Origin of the sequence: Mesorhizobium sanjuanii, assembly GCF_002529485.1 — a bacterium.
GTDB classification, from domain to species: Bacteria; Pseudomonadota; Alphaproteobacteria; order Rhizobiales; family Rhizobiaceae; genus Mesorhizobium; species Mesorhizobium sanjuanii.
Genome location: NZ_NWQG01000103.1, coordinates 1 through 20,670, shown reverse-complemented (window position 1 = coordinate 20,670; position 20,670 = coordinate 1). Strand labels below are relative to the sequence as shown.

At 63.1% G+C, this 20,670-nt stretch carries 21 protein-coding genes, 1 pseudogene and 1 riboswitch; of the genes and pseudogenes, 18 read left to right on the top strand and 4 right to left on the bottom strand.

Going from position 1 to position 20,670, the window contains the following annotated elements; translation table 11 throughout:
- The 4 genes and pseudogenes from CN311_RS16740 to CN311_RS16725 form a co-directional block, all read right to left on the bottom strand.
- Positions 1-530 (bottom strand): annotated as a pseudogene (locus tag CN311_RS16740) (cobaltochelatase subunit CobN); the annotation flags it as partial.
- An 18-nt stretch (positions 531-548) separates the two neighbouring features.
- A complete protein-coding gene (gene cobW, locus CN311_RS16735; RefSeq protein WP_097574876.1) occupies positions 549-1,586 on the bottom strand; it encodes a cobalamin biosynthesis protein CobW in 1,038 nt (345 codons plus the stop codon).
- A gap of 2 nt (positions 1,587-1,588) precedes the next feature.
- Positions 1,589-2,017 carry a DUF1636 family protein gene (locus tag CN311_RS16730; RefSeq protein ID WP_097574875.1) on the bottom strand — a complete coding sequence of 143 codons (429 nt, stop codon included), beginning with the start codon at positions 2,015-2,017 and terminating at the stop codon, positions 1,589-1,591.
- 38 nt (positions 2,018-2,055) lie between these two features.
- Positions 2,056-2,259, bottom strand: a riboswitch (cobalamin riboswitch).
- A 29-nt stretch (positions 2,260-2,288) separates the two neighbouring features.
- Positions 2,289-3,488 carry a winged helix-turn-helix domain-containing protein gene (locus tag CN311_RS16725; protein ID WP_097574874.1) on the bottom strand — a complete coding sequence of 400 codons (1,200 nt, stop codon included), beginning with the start codon at positions 3,486-3,488 and terminating at the stop codon, positions 2,289-2,291.
- A gap of 330 nt (positions 3,489-3,818) precedes the next feature.
- Between CN311_RS16725 and CN311_RS16720 the strand changes: the two genes are divergently transcribed.
- The 18 genes from CN311_RS16720 to CN311_RS16635 all read left to right on the top strand — a co-directional run bounded on the left by CN311_RS16720 (position 3,819) and on the right by CN311_RS16635 (position 20,633).
- A complete protein-coding gene (locus CN311_RS16720) occupies positions 3,819-4,184 on the top strand; it encodes an NADH-quinone oxidoreductase subunit A (protein WP_097574873.1) in 366 nt (121 codons plus the stop codon).
- Positions 4,175-4,756: a NuoB/complex I 20 kDa subunit family protein gene (locus CN311_RS16715; protein ID WP_097574872.1), complete on the top strand. Its 582-nt coding sequence runs from the start codon at positions 4,175-4,177 to the stop codon at positions 4,754-4,756. The genes CN311_RS16720 and CN311_RS16715 overlap by 10 nt, the downstream gene beginning before the upstream one ends.
- Before the next feature lie 3 nt (positions 4,757-4,759).
- Positions 4,760-5,362: an NADH-quinone oxidoreductase subunit C gene (locus CN311_RS16710; RefSeq protein ID WP_097574871.1), complete on the top strand. Its 603-nt coding sequence runs from the start codon at positions 4,760-4,762 to the stop codon at positions 5,360-5,362.
- Positions 5,363-5,372: 10 nt separating this feature from the next.
- The gene (locus tag CN311_RS16705) at positions 5,373-5,561 is read left to right on the top strand and encodes a Sec-independent protein translocase family protein (RefSeq protein WP_097574870.1); all 189 of its coding nucleotides are present in this window, start codon (positions 5,373-5,375) and stop codon (positions 5,559-5,561) included.
- A gap of 3 nt (positions 5,562-5,564) precedes the next feature.
- Positions 5,565-6,755 carry an NADH-quinone oxidoreductase subunit D gene (locus tag CN311_RS16700; protein ID WP_097574869.1) on the top strand — a complete coding sequence of 397 codons (1,191 nt, stop codon included), beginning with the start codon at positions 5,565-5,567 and terminating at the stop codon, positions 6,753-6,755.
- Positions 6,756-7,811, top strand: coding sequence for an NADH-quinone oxidoreductase subunit NuoE (gene nuoE / locus CN311_RS16695; RefSeq protein ID WP_245440850.1), 1,056 nt, complete (start codon positions 6,756-6,758; stop codon positions 7,809-7,811).
- Between the two features lie 10 nt (positions 7,812-7,821).
- Positions 7,822-9,126: an NADH-quinone oxidoreductase subunit NuoF gene (nuoF, locus tag CN311_RS16690; protein ID WP_097574868.1), complete on the top strand. Its 1,305-nt coding sequence runs from the start codon at positions 7,822-7,824 to the stop codon at positions 9,124-9,126.
- Positions 9,127-9,219: 93 nt separating this feature from the next.
- A complete protein-coding gene (locus CN311_RS16685) occupies positions 9,220-9,921 on the top strand; it encodes an NADH-quinone oxidoreductase subunit E (protein WP_097574867.1) in 702 nt (233 codons plus the stop codon).
- Positions 9,922-9,995: 74 nt separating this feature from the next.
- The gene (gene nuoG / locus CN311_RS16680; protein ID WP_097574866.1) at positions 9,996-12,077 is read left to right on the top strand and encodes an NADH-quinone oxidoreductase subunit NuoG; all 2,082 of its coding nucleotides are present in this window, start codon (positions 9,996-9,998) and stop codon (positions 12,075-12,077) included.
- A gap of 2 nt (positions 12,078-12,079) precedes the next feature.
- Entirely contained in the window at positions 12,080-13,123 is a 1,044-nt protein-coding gene (gene nuoH, locus CN311_RS16675) for an NADH-quinone oxidoreductase subunit NuoH (protein WP_097574865.1), read from the top strand.
- A complete protein-coding gene (locus CN311_RS16670; RefSeq protein ID WP_097574864.1) occupies positions 13,123-13,314 on the top strand; it encodes a hypothetical protein in 192 nt (63 codons plus the stop codon). Before nuoH ends, CN311_RS16670 begins: the two co-directional genes overlap by 1 nt.
- Positions 13,315-13,316: 2 nt before the next feature.
- Positions 13,317-13,808, top strand: a complete 492-nt coding sequence (gene nuoI / locus CN311_RS16665) for an NADH-quinone oxidoreductase subunit NuoI (RefSeq protein ID WP_036241856.1) — start codon at positions 13,317-13,319, stop codon at positions 13,806-13,808.
- Positions 13,809-13,930: 122 nt separating this feature from the next.
- Positions 13,931-14,551 (top strand): NADH-quinone oxidoreductase subunit J, encoded by a 621-nt coding sequence (locus tag CN311_RS16660; protein ID WP_097574863.1) that lies wholly within the window; start codon positions 13,931-13,933, stop codon positions 14,549-14,551.
- A gap of 1 nt (position 14,552) precedes the next feature.
- Complete coding sequence (gene nuoK, locus CN311_RS16655) at positions 14,553-14,861, top strand: NADH-quinone oxidoreductase subunit NuoK (protein WP_006335669.1); 309 nt, start codon at positions 14,553-14,555, stop codon at positions 14,859-14,861.
- A 10-nt stretch (positions 14,862-14,871) separates the two neighbouring features.
- Positions 14,872-16,845, top strand: coding sequence for an NADH-quinone oxidoreductase subunit L (gene nuoL, locus CN311_RS16650; protein ID WP_097574862.1), 1,974 nt, complete (start codon positions 14,872-14,874; stop codon positions 16,843-16,845).
- Positions 16,845-18,350 carry an NADH-quinone oxidoreductase subunit M gene (locus CN311_RS16645; RefSeq protein WP_097574861.1) on the top strand — a complete coding sequence of 502 codons (1,506 nt, stop codon included), beginning with the start codon at positions 16,845-16,847 and terminating at the stop codon, positions 18,348-18,350. Before nuoL ends, CN311_RS16645 begins: the two co-directional genes overlap by 1 nt.
- Positions 18,351-18,369: 19 nt before the next feature.
- On the top strand, positions 18,370-19,806 hold the full coding sequence (gene nuoN / locus CN311_RS16640) for an NADH-quinone oxidoreductase subunit NuoN (RefSeq protein ID WP_097574860.1): 1,437 nt from the start codon (positions 18,370-18,372) through the stop codon (positions 19,804-19,806).
- Between the two features lie 5 nt (positions 19,807-19,811).
- Entirely contained in the window at positions 19,812-20,633 is an 822-nt protein-coding gene (locus tag CN311_RS16635) for a biotin--[acetyl-CoA-carboxylase] ligase (protein WP_097574859.1), read from the top strand.
- The last annotated feature ends 37 nt before the right edge of the window (positions 20,634-20,670 follow it).

Below are 20,670 nucleotides of genomic sequence, written 5' to 3'. Positions count from 1 at the left end.
GCTTTGGGCACAGTTACCGGTGAAGCAACCTCTATGTCCTGCCCCGCCAATCGAGCCAGCCGCTGCACCAGCGCCCTCATGTTCTCCGGGCCGCCCTCGCGGAAATGGCCGAGGAGGCCATCCAACTCCTCGCGCGGCAGCGTCGAGCCTTCGATCAGCCGCGGATCCTCGTCGTGGCTCTCGCCGGGCAGCAGCGCCAGCTTGATGCCGCGTGCGCGCGCAATCGTGGCAAGCTGGTCACAGCCATAGCGCCACCAGTCGTAGCCGCCGAGGATGCGGACGAGGATGACCTTGGCGTGGCGGGCGACGCTGTCGATCCAGAGATCGACGGACATCGGATGACGCAGATCGCGAAGCGCCGCCAGCCGCATCGAGGGCAGGCGTGCCGCATCCGCCTTCCAGCCCGCCGCCAGCCCGGCCAGATCGCTGTCGGTGAAGGACAGGGCCACGACATCCGCAGGCGTCTGCCTGAGATCGACAGGCTCGGCGAGATCGTCGAGCGAGGCGGATGTTGTGGTGAGGATGTGCATCGCGGTTTGTGCTTTGCCTCAGCCAGCGAGGATACGTTCGATCGCCGGGCGGTTCAGCCCCTTCAAGCCAATGACGACGAGGCGCGAGCGGCGGTCGTCCTCGGCCGTCCAGGCGCGGTCGTAATAGTGATTGACGCGCGGGCCGACGGCCTGCAGCAGCAGCCGCATCGGTTTGCCGCCGACCTCGACGAAGCCCTTCACGCGCAAAACGTTCTCTTCCTCAGCCGCGGTGGCGACGCGTTTTGCCAGTTCGTCCGGGTTGGAGACGGAGGCGATGTCGATGACGAAGGAGTCAAAATCGTCATGCTCGTGGTCGAGCTCATCGTCGTGATGGGTCTTGCGGTTTTCGATGTCGTCCTCGACGGCGAGGCCGAGACCGAGCAGCACCGAGGGATCGACCTTGCCTTGCGATGTCGGCACGATCTTCACGGCACGCGCGACATGCTCGCCGATGATGGCATTGGCGCGGGCCGAGCCGGCGGCATCCATCAAGTCGCTCTTCGACAATATGATCAGGTCGGCGCAGGCAAGCTGATCCTCGAACACTTCTTCCACAGGATCATCGTGATCGAGCGTCTCGTCCTGAGCGCGCTGCGCCTGCAGGGCGTCCATGTCGTTGGCGACGCGACCTTCGGCCAGCGCCGGGCCGTCGACCACGGCGATGACGCCGTCGACCGTCACCCGGCTTCTCACCGACGGCCACTGGAAGGCCTGGACGAGTGGCTTTGGGAGCGCGAGGCCGGAGGTTTCGATCAGGATATGGTCGACCTTCGGCGTCCGCGACAGGATCTGGTCGAGCGCCGGGACGAAATCGTCGGCGACGGTGCAGCAGATGCAGCCATTGGCCAGCTCGACGATGTTCTCCTCCGGGCAGGTGTCGATGCCGCAACCTTTCAAGATCTCGCCGTCGATGCCGATATCGCCGAATTCGTTGACGATAATGGCGAGCCGCTTGCCTCCGGCGTTTTCAAGCAGATGGCGGATCAGCGTCGTCTTGCCGGCGCCGAGAAAGCCGGTGACGACGGTGCAGGGAACGCGGGAGACGGAACCAGTCATGATCAGTCCTTCAGGAGGTCGAGGGGAGGGATGCGGGCCACGAGGCCGCGCTTCAGGCTGTCGGGGCGACCGCGCCAGGGGATGAGACCGTCGGTCGAGGTGGCGAAGAGCTTCGCGCCGGTGACGAGATCGGCGCCGCTGGTGGGAGTCAGGTCGCCGAAGACGTAGCTCCAGCAGCCGTCACGAAGGATCGCTGCGCTGAGCCGTCGCTTGCAATTGCCGAGGCATTCGACGGTGCGGATGCGGATTTTTTCGCCAGAGGCGGCCTGACGCGTGTCATCGGCGAGCAGCGCGCCGGCGCGGGGATGGGCATCGGAGCCGGCCTCATTGCGACAGGAAGAGCAGACGATGACGGTGACGCCGGCCAGGGAATCGTCCCCGCCGGGCAATATGTCCGCTGTCTCAGCCGAAAAACTGCTGTCGCGTTCCAAATCAGGCTCCTTGCCCGGAAAACCCGCCAGGCGATCGGATTCTTGTCTCTCAGACGGCAGGTCTCCTGGCTCGCGGGTCATCGCCTTTGTGCCGCCTTCCCGGGAACATCCCAGTGGTTTTCGGCCTTGGCTCGTCGCTTACAGTTGCGGGGACAGCCGCGGATTTGAAACCGAGATTTCGCACCGCATTCCCTCTTGGCTCCTCCCTTTGCCGAGAGGAGACCGTCTGAACCGGATTTAGGCTTTTGCGGGCAGCGGTGTCAACGTGAGCTTACGACACTGCGATGTCGACAAGCGCCGGACCCAGATCCCCGGCTGGTGTCACCTCGATGCGTTCGAGGCCAAGCCAGCCCTGCATCTGCTTCAGCTCCTCGACCAGCGCGGCCGGCGTTTCGGCGGGCGCGCTGGGCTCCGCATAGGCGGCATGGACGCGCAGGACGCTTGCCGGGCGGTCGGCCTTGAGGTCGATGCGTGCCACGATCCTGTCGCCAAGCAGGAACGGCAGGACGTAATAGCCGTATTGGCGCTTTTCGGCCGGCGTGTAGATTTCGATGCGGTAGCGGAAGTCGAACAGTCTTTCGGTGCGCGAGCGCTCGAAGACGACCGGATCGAACGGCGCCAGCAAGGCGCGGGCCTCGATTTTTCGCGGCAAGCGGGCGTCCTTATGAAGGTAAGCCGGCTTGCTCCAGCCTTCGACGCGCACCGGCAATAGCTCGCCCGTTTCGACCAGTTCCTCGATCCGACCCTTGATGTCGGCCGGCGACAGGCGGAAATAGTCGCGCAGGTCACCTGCGGTCGCCACGCCATGGGCACGGGCGGAGATGCGCAGCAATTCGCGATGCGCGTCCTCGGCAGTTGGCACTGGCAGGGCGAGCACGGCGGGCGGCAGCACGCGTTCGGGCAGATCATAGAAGCGTTCGAAGCCGCGGCGATGCGCCGTGGTGATGCGGCCGGCCCAGAACAGCCATTCGAAGGCGTGCTTGGCGTGGCTCCAGCCCCACCAGCCGCCCGAGCCTTTCTGGCCCTCCAATGCAGAAGCGGCGATCGGGCCGCGTTCGGCGACCTCGCGGTAGATATCTTCGATATAGGCGGCATGCTCGCGGCCCCATTTGGCGAGGCCCAGATACATTTCGTCGCCGCGCTCGGCCCGCTGCATGCGCCAGCGCATCAGCGGGTATGTCTCGACCGGCAGGAACGAGGCCTCATGCGCCCAATATTCGAACACCGTGCGCTTGCGGGTGACAGCGGCGTTGTCGAGCAGGGACAGGGGGTAGGGACCGAGGCGGGAGTAGAGCGGCATATAGTGGGCGCGCACCACCGCGCTGACGGAATCGATCTGCAGCAGGCCGGTGCGCGCCAGCACGCGAGCCAGGTGGCGGCGGTCCGGCGTGGCGCCCGGCCTCGGATCGGTAAAACCCTGTGCGGCGAGTGCGATGCGCCTGGCCATGCCGAGCGAGATCTTTTCCTTCATGCTGACGGCGCCCTGATGGTGTTCAAGCGAGGCAAGAACCGATGATTCCCGACCATGCTAGCAGGGATTTGGCGGGATATATGTCAGGAGAGAAAAGTGGAGTAAAAAGTGAAGGAAATCAAACAGGAGCGGATCGGACCAGTTTTTCGGGATGTGCCGTCCAGCACCGTGTTTTGAACAAGGTTTGACTTGCTTCGCCGAAAGCGCTGCGCTAACCCTCGCCGCGTTGCAGCATAGAGCCCCTAAAACGGTTCAGTGGTTAAACTGTCACGCTTCCGCAATACGGTTCCGTGCTGTAATCAAAGTGGATTGGCAACGGAAAGCCGCAGCATGAACGCACTTCTGAGTTCGTACCTGCCCATCGTCCTGTTCATCGGCGTGGCACTGGTCGTCGGTCTGGCGCTGATCGTGGCGCCGTTCCTGGTGGCCTACCGCAATCCCGACCCGGAAAAGCTTTCCGCCTACGAATGCGGTTTCAACTCGTTCGACGACGCCCGCATGAAGTTCGACATCCGCTTCTATCTGGTGTCGATCCTGTTCATCATCTTCGACCTGGAAGTGGCCTTCCTGTTTCCGTGGGCGGTGTCGTTCTCCAAGATCGGCATGCTCGGTTTCTGGTCGATGATGGTGTTTTTGGCAGTGCTGACCATCGGCTTTGCCTATGAATGGAAAAAAGGAGCGCTGGAATGGGATTGAACGACAGTTCAGGCACCCTCGTCGCGCCGAGGCCCAAGGGCCTCATCGATCCCAACACCGGCCGGCCGGTGGGGGAGGACGATCCGTTCTTCCTGGAGATCAACAACGAGTTGGCCGACAAGGGTTTCCTCGTCACCTCGACCGAGGCGCTGATCACCTGGGCCCGCAGCGGCTCGCTGATGTTCATGACGTTCGGTCTGGCGTGCTGCGCCGTCGAGATGATCCACACCTCGATGCCGCGCTACGACTCGGAGAGGTTCGGCGTCGCGCCTCGCGCGTCTCCGCGCCAGTCCGACATCATGATCGTCGCCGGCACGCTGACCAACAAGATGGCGCCGGCGCTGCGCAAGGTCTACGACCAGATGCCGGAGCCGCGCTACGTCATCTCGATGGGTTCCTGCGCCAATGGCGGCGGCTACTACCACTATTCCTATTCGGTGGTGCGCGGCTGCGACCGCATCGTGCCGGTCGACATCTATGTGCCCGGCTGTCCGCCGAGCGCCGAAGCGCTGCTCTACGGCATTCTTCTCCTGCAAAAGAAGATCCGCCGCACCGGCACGATCGAGCGGTAATCCATGAGCATATCCTTAAGCGAACTGTCGACCTATCTCGGCGAGAAGCTGCCCGGCCGCTTCAGTGACCCGGTGCTTGCCTATGGCGAGCTAACCGTTTGCGTCGAACCGCGCGACCTGATCGAGGTGGCGACCTTCCTGCGCGACGATTCAAAATGCCAGTTCATTTCGATCATCGACGTCTGCGGCGCCGACTATCCGTCGCGGGCCAAGCGCTTCGATGTCGTCTATCATTTTTTGTCGCCGAAGCAGAATGTGCGTATCCGCCTCAAGGTCCAGGCCAATGAGGAAACCATGGTGCCGTCGCTCACCGGCGTCTATCCCGGCGCCGACTGGTTCGAGCGCGAGACCTACGACCTCTATGGCGTGCTGTTCTCCGGCCATCCGGATCTGCGGCGAATCCTGACCGACTACGGCTTCGAGGGCCATCCGCTGCGCAAGGACTTCCCGCTGACCGGCTTCGTCGAAGTGCGCTACGACGACGAGGCCAAGCGCGTCATCTACGAGCCGGTCGAGCTCAAGCAGGAATTCCGCAATTTCGATTTTCTTTCGCCATGGGAAGGAACGGACTACGTGCTGCCGGGCGATGAAAAGGCGAAGCAGTGAGGGGGCATTGATGGGCAGCTTCTCGGTTTTTCATTGGCTTATTCTGCTGATTATTTGTGTGGTGCTGGTCGTGCCGTATTGGCGGATCTTTCCGAGAGCAGGCTGGCCTTCCGCATTGAGCCTTTTGATGGTTGTTCCGCTGGTGAATTTCGTTCTCTTGTGGATTTTGGCTTTCAAGAAATGGCCTGGAGACGCATGAGCCGTGGCTGAAACCTCCGTCCGCAATTTCAATATCAACTTTGGGCCTCAGCACCCTGCTGCCCACGGCGTTTTGCGTCTGGTTCTCGAGCTCGACGGCGAAGTGGTCGACCGCGTCGATCCGCATATCGGGCTGTTGCATCGCGGCACGGAGAAGCTGATCGAGCACAAGACCTATTTGCAGGCCGTGCCTTATCTCGACCGGCTCGATTATTGCGCGCCGATGAACCAGGAGCATGCCTTCGCGCTTGCCGCCGAGCGCCTGCTTGGCATCGAGGTGCCGAAGCGCGGCCAGCTGATCCGCGTGCTCTATTGCGAGATCGGCCGCATCATGTCGCATATCCTCAATGTGACGACGCAGGCGCTGGACGTCGGCGCGCTGACGCCGCCGCTATGGGGCTTCGTCGAGCGCGAAAAGCTGATGGTGTTCTACGAACGCGCCTCGGGCTCGCGCATGCACGCGGCCTATTTCCGGCCGGGCGGCGTCCACCAGGACCTGCCGCAAAAGCTGGTCGAGGATATCGGCAAGTGGATCGACCCGTTCCTGAAGTCGCTCGACGATCTCGACGCGCTGCTCACCGGCAACCGCATCTTCAAGCAGCGCAATGTCGATATCGGCACGGTGTCGCTGGCCGACGCCTGGGCCTGGGGCTTTTCCGGCGTCATGGTGCGCGGTTCGGGCGCTGCATGGGACCTGCGCAAGTCACAGCCCTATGAATGCTATGCCGAGATGGATTTCGACATCCCGATCGGCAAGAACGGCGACTGTTTCGACCGCTACCTCGTGCGCATGGAAGAAATGCGCCAATCGGCCAAGATCATGCGCCAGTGCGTCGATCTCCTGCTCGGCAAGGAGGGCAGCGGCCCGGTGTCGAACCTCGACGGCAAGGTGGTGCCGCCGAAGCGGCCGGCGATGAAGCGCTCGATGGAAGCGCTGATCCACCATTTCAAGCTCTACACCGAAGGCTACCGGGTGCCGGCCGGCGAGGTTTATGCCGCCGTCGAGGCGCCGAAGGGCGAATTCGGCGTCTACATGGTCTCCGACGGCACCAACAAGCCCTATCGCTGCAAGCTGCGCGCGCCGGGCTTCGCCCATCTCCAGGCCATGGATTTCCTGTGCCGCGGCCACATGCTGGCCGACGTCACCGCCGTTCTCGGCTCCCTCGACATCGTGTTTGGTGAGGTCGATCGCTAAATGTCAGTCCGCCGTCTCGCAGAAGCCAGTGTCCAGCCAGCGTCCTTCGCCTTCAACCGGGCGAATGCGGCGGCGGCCAAGCAATGGATCAAGAAATATCCGAAAGGCCGCGAACAGTCCGCGATCATCCCGCTGCTGATGCTGGCGCAGGAGCAGGAAGGCTGGGTGACCAAGGCGGCGATCGAGACGATCTCCGATATGCTCGGCATGCCCTATATCAGAGGGCTCGAAGTCGCGACCTTCTACACGCAGTACCAGCTCAATCCGGTCGGCACCCGCGCGCATATCCAGGTTTGCGGCACCACGCCCTGCATGTTGCGCGGCTCGGAAGCGCTGATGGATGTCTGCCGCTCGAAGATACATCACGACCAGTTCCACACCAACGACAAGGGCACGCTGTCCTGGGAAGAGGTCGAGTGCCTCGGCGCCTGCGTCAACGCACCGATGGTGATGATTTTCAAGGATACGTTCGAGGATCTGACGCCTGAACGGCTGGCCGAAATCATCGATCTCTACGGCGCCGGCAAGGGGGCTGAGGTCAAGCCCGGACCGCAGAATGGCCGCATCACCTCCGAGCCGATCACCGGCCTGACGACGCTGAAGAGCGAAAAAGCGATCCTCAAGGCGACCCGCGACAGGGAGGCCAAGGAGGCTTCCAAGGCCGCCAAGGAAGCGCCCGATGCCATTGCCGTTCCGGCCGCACCGGCTCCTGCCGTCGCGCCATCGAACGCCAGCAAGCCGAAAACCGATGCGTCCGAGACCAGTCCGGCGCTGAAGTCGCCTTCGAAGGCCAAGGTGGCGTCCGCGGTTGAAAAGGCGGCGAGCGTTTCGGCGCCGCTGCATTCGGCAGCCAATGCCAACAAGGCGGCGCCGGAAGTCGAGAAGGTTTCCAAGCAGCGCAACGGCCCCAAGACCAAGACGGAGCCGGCGGCCGCGTTCAAGGCGCCGGAATTGAAGAATGCGCCGTTGGGCGCTGACAGCAAGAAAGTGGCTGCCAAGCCGGCCAAGCCGTCGCTAAGGGACAAGAACCGGCCCACCGGCAAGAAGCCGGTCTGAGGAACGAACGATGCTTCAGGACAAAGACCGCATCTTCAACAACATCTACGGCCTCTTCGACAGGTCGCTGGCCGGCGCGATGGCGCGCGGCGCCTGGGACGGCACGCCCGGCATCATCGCCAAGGGGCGCGATTGGATCGTCAACGAGATGAAGGCATCGGGCCTGCGCGGCCGCGGTGGCGCCGGGTTCCCGACCGGGCTGAAATGGTCGTTCATGCCCAAGCAGAGCGACGGCCGGCCGAGCTATCTCGTCGTCAATGCCGATGAGTCCGAGCCCGGCACCTGCAAGGATCGCGACATATTGCGTCATGACCCGCATACGCTGGTCGAAGGCTGCCTGATCGCCGGCTTCGCCATGGGTGCGGTCGCCGCCTACATCTATGTGCGCGGCGAGTTCATCCGCGAGCGCGAGGCGCTGCAGCGCGCCATCGACGAGGCCTATGAGGCCAAACTGATCGGCAAGAACAATACGTCCGGCTATGACTTCGACATCTATATGCATCACGGCGCCGGCGCCTATATCTGCGGCGAGGAGACGGCGCTGCTCGAAAGCCTCGAAGGCAAGAAGGGCCAGCCCAGGCTGAAGCCGCCATTCCCGGCCAATGTCGGCCTCTATGGCTGCCCGACGACGGTCAACAATGTCGAGTCCATCGCGGTGGCGCCGACCATCCTGCGCCGGGGTGCGGCCTGGTTCTCGTCCTTCGGCCGCCCCAACAATGTCGGCACCAAGCTGTTCTGCATCTCCGGCCACGTCAACAATCCGTGCACGGTCGAGGAGGCGATGTCGATCCCGTTCCGCGAGCTGATCGAAACGCATTGCGGCGGCATTCGCGGCGGCTGGGACAATCTGCTGGCGGTCATTCCGGGCGGTGCGTCCGTGCCGCTGGTGCCGGCCGAGCAGATCATCGACACACCGATGGATTTCGACGCGCTGCGCGACCTGAAATCAGGCCTCGGCACGGCGGCGGTCATCGTCATGGACAAATCCACCGATATCGTGAAGGCGATCGCCCGGCTCTCCTATTTCTACAAGCACGAGAGCTGCGGCCAGTGCACGCCGTGCCGTGAAGGCACCGGTTGGATGTGGCGGGTGATGGAGCGGCTGGTGCGCGGCGAGGCGCAGAAGCGCGAAATCGACATGCTGCTCGACGTCACCAAGCAGGTCGAGGGCCACACGATCTGCGCGCTGGGCGATGCGGCGGCGTGGCCAATCCAGGGCCTGATGCGGCATTTCCGTGGCGAGGTCGAGCGGCGCATCGACGAGTTTTCGCGCAACGCCCACCGGGCCGAACCGGTGATGGTGGCGGCGGAATAGAAATACGGGCGAAAGCCCGATTTGAAATACGAGCAAAGCTCGATTTGAGGAAACAGGCTCGGGGCAACGGAAGAAACGACCAGGAGACCACCTATGTCGCTGTATTCGAGACCCGACGATTTGACGCCCGATTTGGACCCGTTCGAGAAGATGAACCAGGACCTGACCAGGATGATGCCGAAGGAGATGGCCAGCGCCGTCAATCTCCTGGCGCACCCTGTCGCGGGGGCGGCGGCGATGTCGGCGCTCGGCATCGGGCTGGCCAACCACGCCTTTGGCGTGTGGATGGGCGCGCTCTCGGGCGCCGCCGAGGCCTCGCAGCGCCTGTTGCAGCCGATCGTCGACGATTTCGAGGCGCGGGCCGAGGCTGTTTCGGAGACACGGACAAGCTCCTCGACCAAGGCGCGCGCCGCGACGAAAACCCTGATCGCCGAGGCGCAGTCATTCGCCAGGGACGTGAACGACATTGCGGTGAGCACCAAAGGCAGTGCGGCAAACGCCATGGATACAGGCTCCACGGCTGGCGGCGCGCCGGCAGGCCTGATGCCTGAGGATTTCAAACAGCCCAAGGCCATGGACCGGCCGGCCAAGCCAGCCGACCTCAAGGCGATATCGGGCATCGGGCCGAAGCTGGAAAAGGTGCTGAACGGCCTGGGTATCTGGACCTATGCGCAGATCGCCGCATGGACGCCGGAAGAGATCGCCTGGGTCGACGACTACCTCTCGTTCAGGGGCCGCATCGATCGCGACGACTGGCTCGGCCAGGCGGCGGCGCTGGCCGAGGCCAAACATTGAATTCAATGCCGGGCGCAGTTTCGGCCGCGCCCGGAAAGAAAGATTGCGGAACGTCCGCAGGGGTTTAAGACGACATGGCAAAGCTCAAGGTCGACGGGAAAGAGATCACTGTACCCGACCACTACACGCTGCTGCAGGCGGCCGAGGACGCAGGCGCTGAAGTGCCGCGTTTCTGCTTCCATGAGCGGCTGTCGATCGCCGGCAACTGCCGCATGTGCCTGATCGAGGTGAAGGGCGGGCCGCCCAAGCCGCAGGCATCCTGCGCCATGGGCGTGCGCGACCTGCGCCCCGGCCCGAATGGCGAGCCGCCGGAAATCTTCACCAACACGCCGATGGTCAAGAAGGCCAGGGAGGGCGTGATGGAGTTCCTGCTGATCAACCATCCGCTGGATTGCCCGATCTGCGACCAGGGCGGCGAGTGCGACCTGCAGGACCAGGCAATGGCCTTCGGCGTCGATTCCTCGCGCTATCACGAGAACAAGCGGGCGGTCGAAGACAAATATATCGGGCCGCTGGTCAAGACGGTGATGAACCGCTGCATTCATTGCACGCGCTGTGTCCGCTTCACGACAGAGGTTGCCGGCATTTCCGAGCTCGGCCTGATCGGCCGCGGCGAGGATGCCGAGATCACCACCTATCTCGAAAGCGCGATGACCTCGGAACTGCAGGGCAATGTCATCGACCTTTGCCCGGTCGGCGCGCTGACCTCGAAGCCCTTCGCGTTCCAGGCGCGGCCGTGGGAGCTGACCAAAACCGAATCCATCGATGTGATGGATGCCGTCGGCTCGGCGATCCGCGTTGATTCCCGGGGACGCGAGGTGATGCGCATCCTGCCGCGCGTCAACGAAGCGGTGAACGAGGAGTGGATATCGGACAAGACCCGCTTCATCTGGGACGGCTTGCGCACGCAGCGCCTCGACCGCCCCTATGTGCGCAAGGACGGCAAGCTCGTTCCGGTAAGTTGGGCCGAGGCTTTTTCGGCGATCAAGGACGCGGTGTCGAAGACGGCGCCGGAAAAGATCGGCGCCATATCAGGCGATCTCGCGGCGGTCGAAGAAATCTACGCGCTGAAGCTGCTGATGGCCGCGCTCGGTTCGAGCAACACCGATTGCCGCCAGGATGGCGCGGCACTCGATCCGTCGCTCGGCCGTGCCAGCTATATCTTCAATCCGACCATCGAGGGCATCGAGCAGGCCGACGCGGTGCTGATCATCGGCGCCAATCCGCGCTTCGAGGCTTCGGTGCTCAACGCCCGCATCCGCAAGCGCTGGCGCGTCGGCAATCTGCCGGTCGGCGTCATCGGCGATGTCGGCGATACGCGCTACGACTATGAGCAGCTCGGCGCCGGACCGGACTCGCTGAAGGACCTGGCGGACGGCAACGGCAAGTTCTTCGAGGTGCTGAAGAAGGCGACGCATCCGCTTATTATCGTCGGCCAGGGCGCGCTGGCGCGCGCCGACGGCGCGGCAGTGCTCGGCCAGGCGGCGAAGCTTGGCATGGCCGTCAACGCCGCCCGGGCGGACTGGAACGGTTTTGCGGTGCTGCACAATGCGGCGGGACGCGTCGGCGGCCTCGACCTCGGCTTCGTGCCGGGCGAGGGCGGCAAGAATGTTGCCGGCATGCTGGGCGAGATGGAACTGCTGTTCCTGCTCGGCGCCGACGAGATCGACATGGCCAAGACCGGTGGCGCCTTCGTCGTCTATGTCGGGACGCATGGCGATGCCGGCGCGCACCGCGCCAATGTCATCCTGCCGGGTGCCGCCTACACCGAAAAGTCGGGCACCTATGTCAACACCGAAGGCCGCGTGCAGCAGACCAACCGCGCCGGCTTTGCGCCGGGCGACGCGCGCGAGGACTGGGCAATCCTGCGAGCCCTGTCGGATGTGCTCGGCAAGAAGCTGCCGTTCGATTCGCTGCCGCAGCTTCGCGCGAAACTCTATGCGGACTATCCGCATCTCGCCCGCATCGATCATGTCGAGGTAGGCAATGCCGACGATATCGCCAGAGTGGCGAAACTCGGCGGGCGGCTGAACAAGGGCGCCTTCACCTCGCCGGTCAAGGATTTCTACCTGACCAACCCGATCGCGCGGGCCTCGGCCGTGATGGCGGAATGCTCGGCGCTGGCGAAAAACGGCTTCAGGCAGGCGGCGGAATAAGCATGGACACCTTCTTCTCCTTCTACGTGCTGCCGGCGCTGATCATCCTCTTGAAGTCCGTCGTGCTGATCGTCGTGCTGCTGATCGCGGTCGCCTATCTGCTTTACGCCGACCGCAAGATCTGGGCGGCGGTGCAGTTGCGCCGCGGTCCGAACGTGGTCGGGCCTTGGGGCACGCTGCAGGCTTTCGCCGATCTTTTGAAGTTCGTGTTCAAGGAGCCGGTGATCCCGTCCGGCGCCAACAAGGGCGTGTTCCTGCTGGCGCCGCTGGTGTCGGCGGTGCTGGCGATCTCGGCCTGGGCGGTCATCCCGGTCAACCAGGGCTGGGCGATCGCCAACGTCAATGTCGGCATCCTCTATGTCTTCGCCATCTCCTCGCTCGAGGTCTATGGCGTGATCATGGGCGGCTGGGCGTCCAATTCGAAATATCCGTTCCTCGGCGCGCTGCGCTCGGCCGCGCAGATGGTGTCCTACGAGGTGTCGATCGGTTTCGTCATCGTCACCGTGCTGCTATGCGTCGGCTCGCTCAATTTGTCCGATATCGTGCTGTCGCAGCAGGACGGGCTGGGCACGAAGCTCGGCCTGCCCAACACCTTCCTCGACTGGCACTGGCTGGCGCTGTTTCCAATGTTCGTCATCTTCTTCATCTCGGCGCTGGCCGAGACGAACCGGCCGCCTTTCGACTTGGTGGAAGCCGAATCGGAACTGGTCGCCGGCCATATGGTCGAATACTCGTCGACGCCGTTCCTGCTGTTCTTCCTCGGCGAATATGTCGCCGTCGTGCTGATGTGCGCGCTGGCCACCATCCTGTTCCTCGGCGGCTGGCTGCCGCCCTTCGATTTCGCGCCCTTCACCTGGGTGCCGGGGCTGATCTGGTTCGTGCTCAAGGTCTGCCTGATGTTCTTCATGTTCTCGATGGTGAAGGCGTTCGTGCCGCGCTATCGCTACGACCAGTTGATGCGGCTCGGCTGGAAGGTCTTCCTGCCGATCTCGCTGGCGATGGTGGTGATCGTCGCCGCCTTCCTCAAGCTGACGGGGATGGCGTAATGAACGCAAGCTTGATCGGCGCTTCGGTAGGGGTCGTGGTGGCTGCGGCGGATTTCGCGCTGCTCAGACTGCTTGCCTCGCGCGTTGATCTCGACGAGACGAAACGTGTTTTGAACATAACCGGTCTCAGCCAATTCGTGCTGCTGCCGATCGTGGGTTGGTTCGTGGCCCCGATGTTTGCTGGAGAATGATGATGTCAGCGCTAGCCCAAGCCGCCAAGTCGCTGCTGCTGCAGGACTTCGTCAGTGCTTTCTTCCTGTCGATGCGCCAGTTCTTCGCGCCGAAGGAGACGATCAACTATCCGCATGAGAAGGGACCAGTGAGCCCGCGCTTCCGCGGCGAGCATGCGCTGCGCCGCTATCCCAATGGCGAGGAACGCTGCATCGCCTGCAAATTGTGCGAAGCGATCTGTCCGGCGCAGGCGATCACCATCGAGGCCGGCCCGCGCCGCAACGACGGCACGCGCCGCACCGTGCGCTACGACATCGACATGGTGAAGTGCATCTATTGCGGCTTCTGCCAGGAAGCCTGCCCGGTCGACGCCATCGTCGAGGGGCCGAATTTCGAATTCGCGACGGAGACGCGCGAGGAACTTTATTACGACAAGGACAAGCTGCTGGCCAATGGCGACCGCTGGGAGCGCGAACTGGCGCGCAACATCTCGCTGGATGCGCCGTATCGCTGACATTTGACGCATGGACGGGGCGAGGGGCCTCGTTTAAGGAACACGCAACTTGCCGACCGGAGGCGGTGGCAACAATCGAACAGGACGAATGTCCTGTTCGGACAGGAAACCCGGGGGAACCCATGCTGAGTGGACTAGAGGCGGCCTTTTTCTACCTCTTCGCCTTTGTCGCGGTGGCGTCGGCGTTCATGGTCATTTCGTCGCGCAATCCCGTGCATTCGGTGCTGTTCCTGATCCTGACCTTCTTCAACGCCGCCGGTCTGTTCATGCTGACCGGGGCCGAATTCCTGGCGATGATCCTGCTCGTCGTCTATGTCGGCGCGGTCATGGTGCTGTTCCTGTTCGTCGTCATGATGCTCGACGTCGATTTCGCCGAGATGAAGGAAGGCGCCCTGCAATATGCGCCGATCGGCGCGCTGGTCGGGCTGATCCTGGCGGCGGAGCTGATCGTCGTGCTCGGCGGCTATACGTTCGCGCCGCAACTGGCCTCGACGGTTTCGAAACCGATTCCGGACCTTGCGGCGCGCTCGAACACGGCCGCGCTCGGTGACATCCTCTATACCGACTACCTCTATTACTTCCAGGTCGCGGGCCTCATTCTGCTGGTCGCCATGATCGGCGCCATCGTGCTGACGCTGCGCCACAAGCCGGGCGTCAAGCGGCAGTCGATCGCAGCCCAGGTCGGCCGCACGCCGGCGACGGGCATGGAAATCCGTAAGGTCAAGACAGGCGAAGGGATCTGAGATGACCGTCGGCATCGCGCATTATCTCACCGTATCGGCGATCCTGTTCACGCTCGGCGTGTTCGGCATCTTCCTCAACCGCCGCAACATCATCGTCATCCTGATGTCGATCGAGCTCATCCTGCTTGCGGTCAACATCAATTTCGTCGCCTTCTCGGCGGCACTTGGCGACCTCGTCGGCCAGGTGTTCGCGCTGTTCGTGCTGACGGTCGCGGCGGCCGAGGCCGCCATCGGTCTTGCCATCCTTGTCGTCTTCTTCCGCAACCGCGGTTCGATCGCGGTCGAAGACGTGAACATGATGAAGGGTTGACGGAACCACAATGTACCAGGCCATCGTCTTCCTTCCCCTGTTCGGCTTCCTGATCGTCGGCCTGTTCGGCAATTCGCTCGGCGCCAAGGCATCCGAATACATCACCTCCGGCTTGCTGGTGATTTCGGCGGTGCTGTCGTGGGTCGCCTTCTTTTCCGTCGGCTTCGGCGAGGGGCAAGTGTTCACCGTGCCGGTGCTGCGCTGGATCCAGTCGGGCGGCCTCGATGCGGCGTGGGCGCTGAGGATCGACACGCTGACGGTGGTGATGCTGGTCGTCGTCAACACGGTGTCGGCGCTGGTCCATATCTACTCGATCGGCTACATGCACCACGATCCGAACCGGCCGCGCTTCTTCGCCTATCTGTCGCTGTTTACCTTCGCCATGCTGATGCTGGTAACGGCTGATAATCTGGTGCAGATGTTCTTCGGTTGGGAGGGCGTCGGTCTCGCCTCCTATCTGCTGATCGGCTTCTGGTACAAGAAACCGTCGGCAAACGCCGCGGCGATCAAGGCCTTCGTCGTCAACCGCGTCGGCGATTTCGGCTTCGCGCTCGGTATATTCGGCGTGTTCGTGCTGTTCGGCTCGGTCAATCTCGGCACCATCTTCGCCAATGCGGCGTCGTTCATCCCGGCGGAAGGCGCGCCGCAGGGCGCTGCCGTGCTGACTTTCCTTGGCTATGCGCTCGACAAGCAAGCGGCGATGACCGTGGTCTGCCTCTTGCTGTTCATGGGCGCGATGGGCAAGTCGGCGCAGGTGCCGCTGCACACCTGGCTGCCCGACGCCATGGAAGGCCCGACCCCGGTCTCCGCACTCATCCATGCCGCCACCATGGTGACGGCCGGCGTGTTCATGCTGGCGCGGCTGTCGCCGCTGTTCGAGCTGTCGCATTCGGCGCTGACCGTGGTCACCTTCATCGGCGCCTTCACCGCCTTCTTCGCGGCCACCGTCGGCCTCGTCCAGAACGACATCAAGCGCGTGATCGCCTATTCGACCTGCTCGCAGCTCGGCTACATGTTCGTGGCGCTCGGCGTCGGTGCCTATGGCGCGGCGATCTTCCATCTGTTCACGCATGCCTTCTTCAAGGCGCTGCTGTTCTTAGGCTCCGGCTCGGTGATCCACGCCGTCTCCGACGAGCAGGACATGCGCAAGATGGGCGGCCTCAGGACGCTGATCCCGAAGACCTACTGGATGATGGTGATCGGTACACTGGCGCTGACCGGCGTCGGCATTCCGGTGACCGTCATCGGCACCGCCGGCTTCTTCTCCAAGGACGCCATCATCGAAAGCGCCTTTGCCGGGCACAACATGTTCGCCGGCTTTGCCTTCGTGATGCTGGTCGTCGCCGCCGCCTTCACCTCCTTCTACTCCTGGCGGCTGATCTTCATGACCTTCCACGGCGAGCCACGGGCGAGCCATGAGGTGATGCACCATGTCCATGAATCGCCGCCGGTGATGCTGGTGCCGCTGTTCATCCTGGCGGCGGGCGCGCTGTTTGCCGGCGTGATCTTCCATGGCGTCTTCATCGGCGAGGGCTATGCCGAGTTCTGGAAGGCGTCGCTGTTCACGCTGCCGGAAAACCACATTCTGCACGACATCCACGAACTGCCGCTGTGGGTGGAACTGTCGCCGTTCATCGCCATGGTCATCGGCTTTGCGATTGCCTGGAAGTTCTACATCCGCTCGCCGGAATTGCCCCGCAGTGTCGCCGCCAATCATCGCCTGCTCTACGCCTTCCTGCTCAACAAGTGGTATTTCGACGAGCTCTACGATTTCCTGTTCGTGCGGCCGGCAAAGCGCCTCGGCCATTTCCTGTGGAAGACCGGCGATGGCACCATCATCGACGGGCTCGGGCCTGACGGCATTTCGGCGCGCGTCGTCGACGTCACCAACCGTGTCGTCAAGCTGCAGACCGGCTACCTCTACCACTATGCCTTCGCCATGCTGATCGGCGTTGCCGCACTCGTCACCTGGATGATGCTCTGATGACCGCCTGGCCGATCCTATCGCTGGTCACCTTCCTGCCGCTGGTGGGTGTACTGTTGATCCTGTTCATCAGGGATGACAGCGAGAATGCACGCCGCAACATCCGCGCCATCGCGCTCCTGACGACGACATTCACGTTCATCATTTCGCTGTTCATCTGGACCGGCTTCGACAATTCGCAACCCGGCTTCCAGTTCGTGGAAAAGTTCGCCTGGCTGGACTCCGGCATTTCCTATCACATGGGCGTCGACGGCATCTCGATGCTGTTCGTCATCCTGACCACGTTCCTGATGCCGCTCTGCATCCTGGCTTCCTGGGAATCGATCGAGAAGCGCGTCAAGGCCTATATGATCGCGTTCCTGCTGCTGGAAACGCTGATGATCGGCGTGTTCTGCGCGCTCGACATCGTCCTGTTCTACGTCTTCTTCGAAGCCGGCCTGATCCCGATGTTCATCATCATCGGCGTGTGGGGCGGCAAGCGGCGCGTCTATGCCTCGTTCAAGTTCTTCCTCTATACGCTGGCCGGCTCGGTGCTGATGCTGCTCGCCATCATGGCGATGTTCTTCCAGTCAGGCACCACCGACATTCCGACGCTGCTGGCGCATAATTTCCCGGCCAACATGCAGACCTGGCTGTGGCTTGCCTTCTTCGCCTCCTTCGCGGTGAAGATGCCGATGTGGCCGGTGCACACCTGGCTGCCCGACGCCCACGTCGAGGCGCCGACGGCGGGCTCGGTGATCCTGGCCGGTATCCTGTTGAAAATGGGCGGGTACGGCTTCCTGCGTTTCTCGCTGCCGATGTTCCCGCTGGCCTCGGAAATGTTCGCGCCGCTGGTGTTCACGCTGTCGGTCGTCGCCATCATCTACACCTCGCTGGTGGCGCTGATGCAGGAGGACATGAAGAAGCTGATCGCCTATTCGTCGGTCGCCCATATGGGCTTCGTCACCATGGGCATCTTCGCGATGAACCAGGAAGGCGTCCAGGGCGCGATCTTCCAGATGCTGTCGCACGGCCTCGTCTCCGGCGCGCTGTTCCTGTGCGTCGGCGTCATCTATGACCGCATGCACACGCGCGAGATCGACGCCTATGGCGGGCTGGTCAACAACATGCCGAAATACGCCACGGTGTTCCTGATCTTCACCATGGCCAATGTCGGCCTGCCTGGCACCAGCGGCTTCGTCGGCGAGTTCCTGACCATGCTCGGTGTGTTCCGGGTCAACACCTGGGTGGCGTTCTTCGCTGCCACCGGCGTCATCCTGTCGGCCGCCTATGCGCTCTGGCTCTACCGCCGGGTGATCTTCGGCGCGCTGACCAAGGACAGCCTGAAGGGGCTGCTTGACCTGTCGGCGCGCGAGAAGGTGATCATCTACCCGCTGGTCGTGCTGGTCATCTTCTTCGGCGTCTATCCGGCGCCGGTCTTCGACGCGACGGCCGCATCGGTCAAGGCGCTCGTCACCAATGTCACCGCATCCATCGGCACCGCGCAGACCGCGGCGGCGAATTAACCCAAGGGTTTTGCGAACCATGACGCCGGACCTTCTCTCCAGCCTGTCGCTCTCGACGCCTGAGCTGATCCTCGCCATCGGCGCCCTGGCGCTTTTGATGGTGGGTGCCTATTCGCGCGCAAACAACACCACCTTGGTGACCGGTCTTGCCGTTGTCATCCTGGTGATATCAGGCGTCTGGCTGGTCTTTTCCACCGGGCAGGGCAATGCTTACGGCGAAGCCTTCGTCCAGGATCCTTTCTCCCGTTTCATGAAGGTGCTGGCGCTGATCGGTTCGGCGGTGACGCTGGTCATGTCGATGCGCTTTGCCAAGGCGGAGCATTTCGACAAGTTCGAATATCCGGTGCTGATCCTGCTTTGCACGCTCGGTATGATGCTGATGATCTCGGCCAATGGCATGATCGGGCTCTATCTCGGCCTCGAACTGCAATCGCTGGCGATCTACGTGCTGGCGGCGATCAACCGCGACAATCTGCGCTCGACCGAGGCCGGCCTGAAGTATTTTGTCCTCGGCGCGCTGTCGTCTGGCATGCTGCTCTATGGCATCAGCCTCGTCTACGGCTACACCGGCAATACCGGTTTCCAGGAGATCGCCACGGCGCTGGGCAGCGGCGAGCGGCAGCTTGGCCTGGTCTTCGGCCTGGTCTTCGTGCTGGCCGGCCTTGCCTTCAAGATCTCGGCGGTGCCGTTCCATATGTGGACGCCGGACGTCTATGAGGGCGCGCCGACGCCGGTGACGGCCTTCCTGGCGGCAGCACCAAAGATGGCGGCGATGGCGCTGATCGTGCGCGTCACCATGGGCGCCTTCAAGCCGATCGCTGCCGACTGGCAGCAGATCATCGTCTTCATCTCGATCGCCTCGATGGCGCTCGGCGCCTTCGCGGCCATCGGCCAGACCAATATCAAGCGGCTGATGGCCTATTCCTCGATCGGCCATATGGGTTACGCGCTGGTCGGCCTTGCCGCCAACAGCCAGGCCGGCGTGCGCGGCGTCGCCATCTACATGCTGATCTATCTGGTGATGACGCTCGGCACCTTCGCTTTCATCCTCGCCATGCGGCGCAAGGAAGGCAATGTCGAACAGATCAGCGATCTCGCCGGCCTGTCCTCGACCAATCCGGTCATGGCGACGATCCTGACCATACTGATGTTCTCGCTGGCCGGCATCCCGCCGCTCGCCGGCTTCTGGGGGAAGTGGTACGTGTTCCTCGCCGCCATCAACGCCGGCCTCTACGCGCTGGCGATCATCGGCGTGCTGGCCTCGGTGGTGGGCGCCTACTACTATCTGCGCATCATCAAGATCATGTGGTTCGATGAGCCGGTCGGCGGCTTCGTGCCGATGGCGAGCGAACTCAGGATCGTGCTCGGCGTCAGTGGCGCCTTCGTGCTGTTCTACGTGCTGATCGGCGGACCGATCGGCACCTATGCCGAAGCCGCCGCAAAGACCTTCTTTTAGACGGGATGGCATTTCGGCTGGCTCCAACCGCGGCGTCTGAAGGGTTCCGGCTCGAGGCGCATGACACGGTCGGTTCCACCAATGCGCTGGCGCTGGACCATGCGCGGGCGGGCGATCACGGCAAGCTTTGGGTCGTCTCAAAGAAGCAGGAAAGCGGCCGCGGCCGGCGCGGCCGGGTCTGGGCGACGCCCGAGGGCAATCTGGCGGCGACGCTGCTGGTCGTCACCAATGCCGAGCTTCGGCTTGCCGCGACGCTTGGCTTCGTCGCCGGTCTGGCGCTCGCCGACGCGCTCGACGCCGTCGTGCCGAAGGGCAGGATTTCGATCGGCCTCGACGGCGCCAGCCAAGGCAAAAACCGTTTCGAGCTGAAATGGCCGAACGACGTGCTCGCCTCCGGCGCCAAGCTTGCCGGCATCCTGCTGGAGTCGGCGATGCTGGATGGCGACCGTTTCGCGGTGGCGGTCGGCATCGGCGTCAATGTGGTGGCATATCCCGAGGATTTACCTTATCCGGCGACTTCGCTTTACGCGCTGGGCGCCACCTGCGATGCCGAGACGTTGTTTCTGGCGCTGTCGGATGCCTGGAGCGAGAATGCGCGGTTGTGGAATGACGGGCGCGGTCTGTCAGCCGTCAGGCGGCGCTGGCTGGCGCGCGCGGCGGGGCTCGGCGGGCAGGTTGCTGTCAGAATTGACGGTAATGTGGTGCGCGGCACCTTCGAGACCATTGACGAGGACTGCCGTTTCGTGATCCGCGACGATGAGGGTTCGGTTCTGACGATCGCCGCCGGCGACGTGCATTTCGGCGCGGTTGCGTCAGCCCGGGTTTGATCGGCGGGCTTTGACCGGCCAGGAAAGGAAATATCAT

What these genes read in the sequence shown, in the direction of transcription:
- nuoL (WP_097574862.1), top strand. Translation starts at nt 14,872, where the DNA reads ATGTACCAGGCCATCGTCTTCCTTCCCCTGTTCGGCTTCCTGATCGTC.
- nuoH (WP_097574865.1), top strand. Translation starts at nt 12,080, where the DNA reads ATGGACACCTTCTTCTCCTTCTACGTGCTGCCGGCGCTGATCATCCTC.
- CN311_RS16720 (WP_097574873.1), top strand. Translation starts at nt 3,819, where the DNA reads ATGAACGCACTTCTGAGTTCGTACCTGCCCATCGTCCTGTTCATCGGC.
- nuoN (WP_097574860.1), top strand. Translation starts at nt 18,370, where the DNA reads ATGACGCCGGACCTTCTCTCCAGCCTGTCGCTCTCGACGCCTGAGCTG.
- nuoI (WP_036241856.1), top strand. Translation starts at nt 13,317, where the DNA reads ATGTCAGCGCTAGCCCAAGCCGCCAAGTCGCTGCTGCTGCAGGACTTC.
- nuoE (WP_245440850.1), top strand. Translation starts at nt 6,756, where the DNA reads ATGTCAGTCCGCCGTCTCGCAGAAGCCAGTGTCCAGCCAGCGTCCTTC.
- CN311_RS16685 (WP_097574867.1), top strand. Translation starts at nt 9,220, where the DNA reads ATGTCGCTGTATTCGAGACCCGACGATTTGACGCCCGATTTGGACCCG.
- CN311_RS16635 (WP_097574859.1), top strand. Translation starts at nt 19,812, where the DNA reads ATGGCATTTCGGCTGGCTCCAACCGCGGCGTCTGAAGGGTTCCGGCTC.
- nuoF (WP_097574868.1), top strand. Translation starts at nt 7,822, where the DNA reads ATGCTTCAGGACAAAGACCGCATCTTCAACAACATCTACGGCCTCTTC.
- CN311_RS16710 (WP_097574871.1), top strand. Translation starts at nt 4,760, where the DNA reads ATGAGCATATCCTTAAGCGAACTGTCGACCTATCTCGGCGAGAAGCTG.
- nuoK (WP_006335669.1), top strand. Translation starts at nt 14,553, where the DNA reads ATGACCGTCGGCATCGCGCATTATCTCACCGTATCGGCGATCCTGTTC.
- CN311_RS16715 (WP_097574872.1), top strand. Translation starts at nt 4,175, where the DNA reads ATGGGATTGAACGACAGTTCAGGCACCCTCGTCGCGCCGAGGCCCAAG.
- CN311_RS16725 (WP_097574874.1), bottom strand. Translation starts at nt 3,488, where the DNA reads ATGAAGGAAAAGATCTCGCTCGGCATGGCCAGGCGCATCGCACTCGCC.
- CN311_RS16645 (WP_097574861.1), top strand. Translation starts at nt 16,845, where the DNA reads ATGACCGCCTGGCCGATCCTATCGCTGGTCACCTTCCTGCCGCTGGTG.
- CN311_RS16660 (WP_097574863.1), top strand. Translation starts at nt 13,931, where the DNA reads ATGCTGAGTGGACTAGAGGCGGCCTTTTTCTACCTCTTCGCCTTTGTC.
- CN311_RS16705 (WP_097574870.1), top strand. Translation starts at nt 5,373, where the DNA reads ATGGGCAGCTTCTCGGTTTTTCATTGGCTTATTCTGCTGATTATTTGT.
- nuoG (WP_097574866.1), top strand. Translation starts at nt 9,996, where the DNA reads ATGGCAAAGCTCAAGGTCGACGGGAAAGAGATCACTGTACCCGACCAC.
- cobW (WP_097574876.1), bottom strand. Translation starts at nt 1,586, where the DNA reads ATGACTGGTTCCGTCTCCCGCGTTCCCTGCACCGTCGTCACCGGCTTT.
- CN311_RS16670 (WP_097574864.1), top strand. Translation starts at nt 13,123, where the DNA reads ATGAACGCAAGCTTGATCGGCGCTTCGGTAGGGGTCGTGGTGGCTGCG.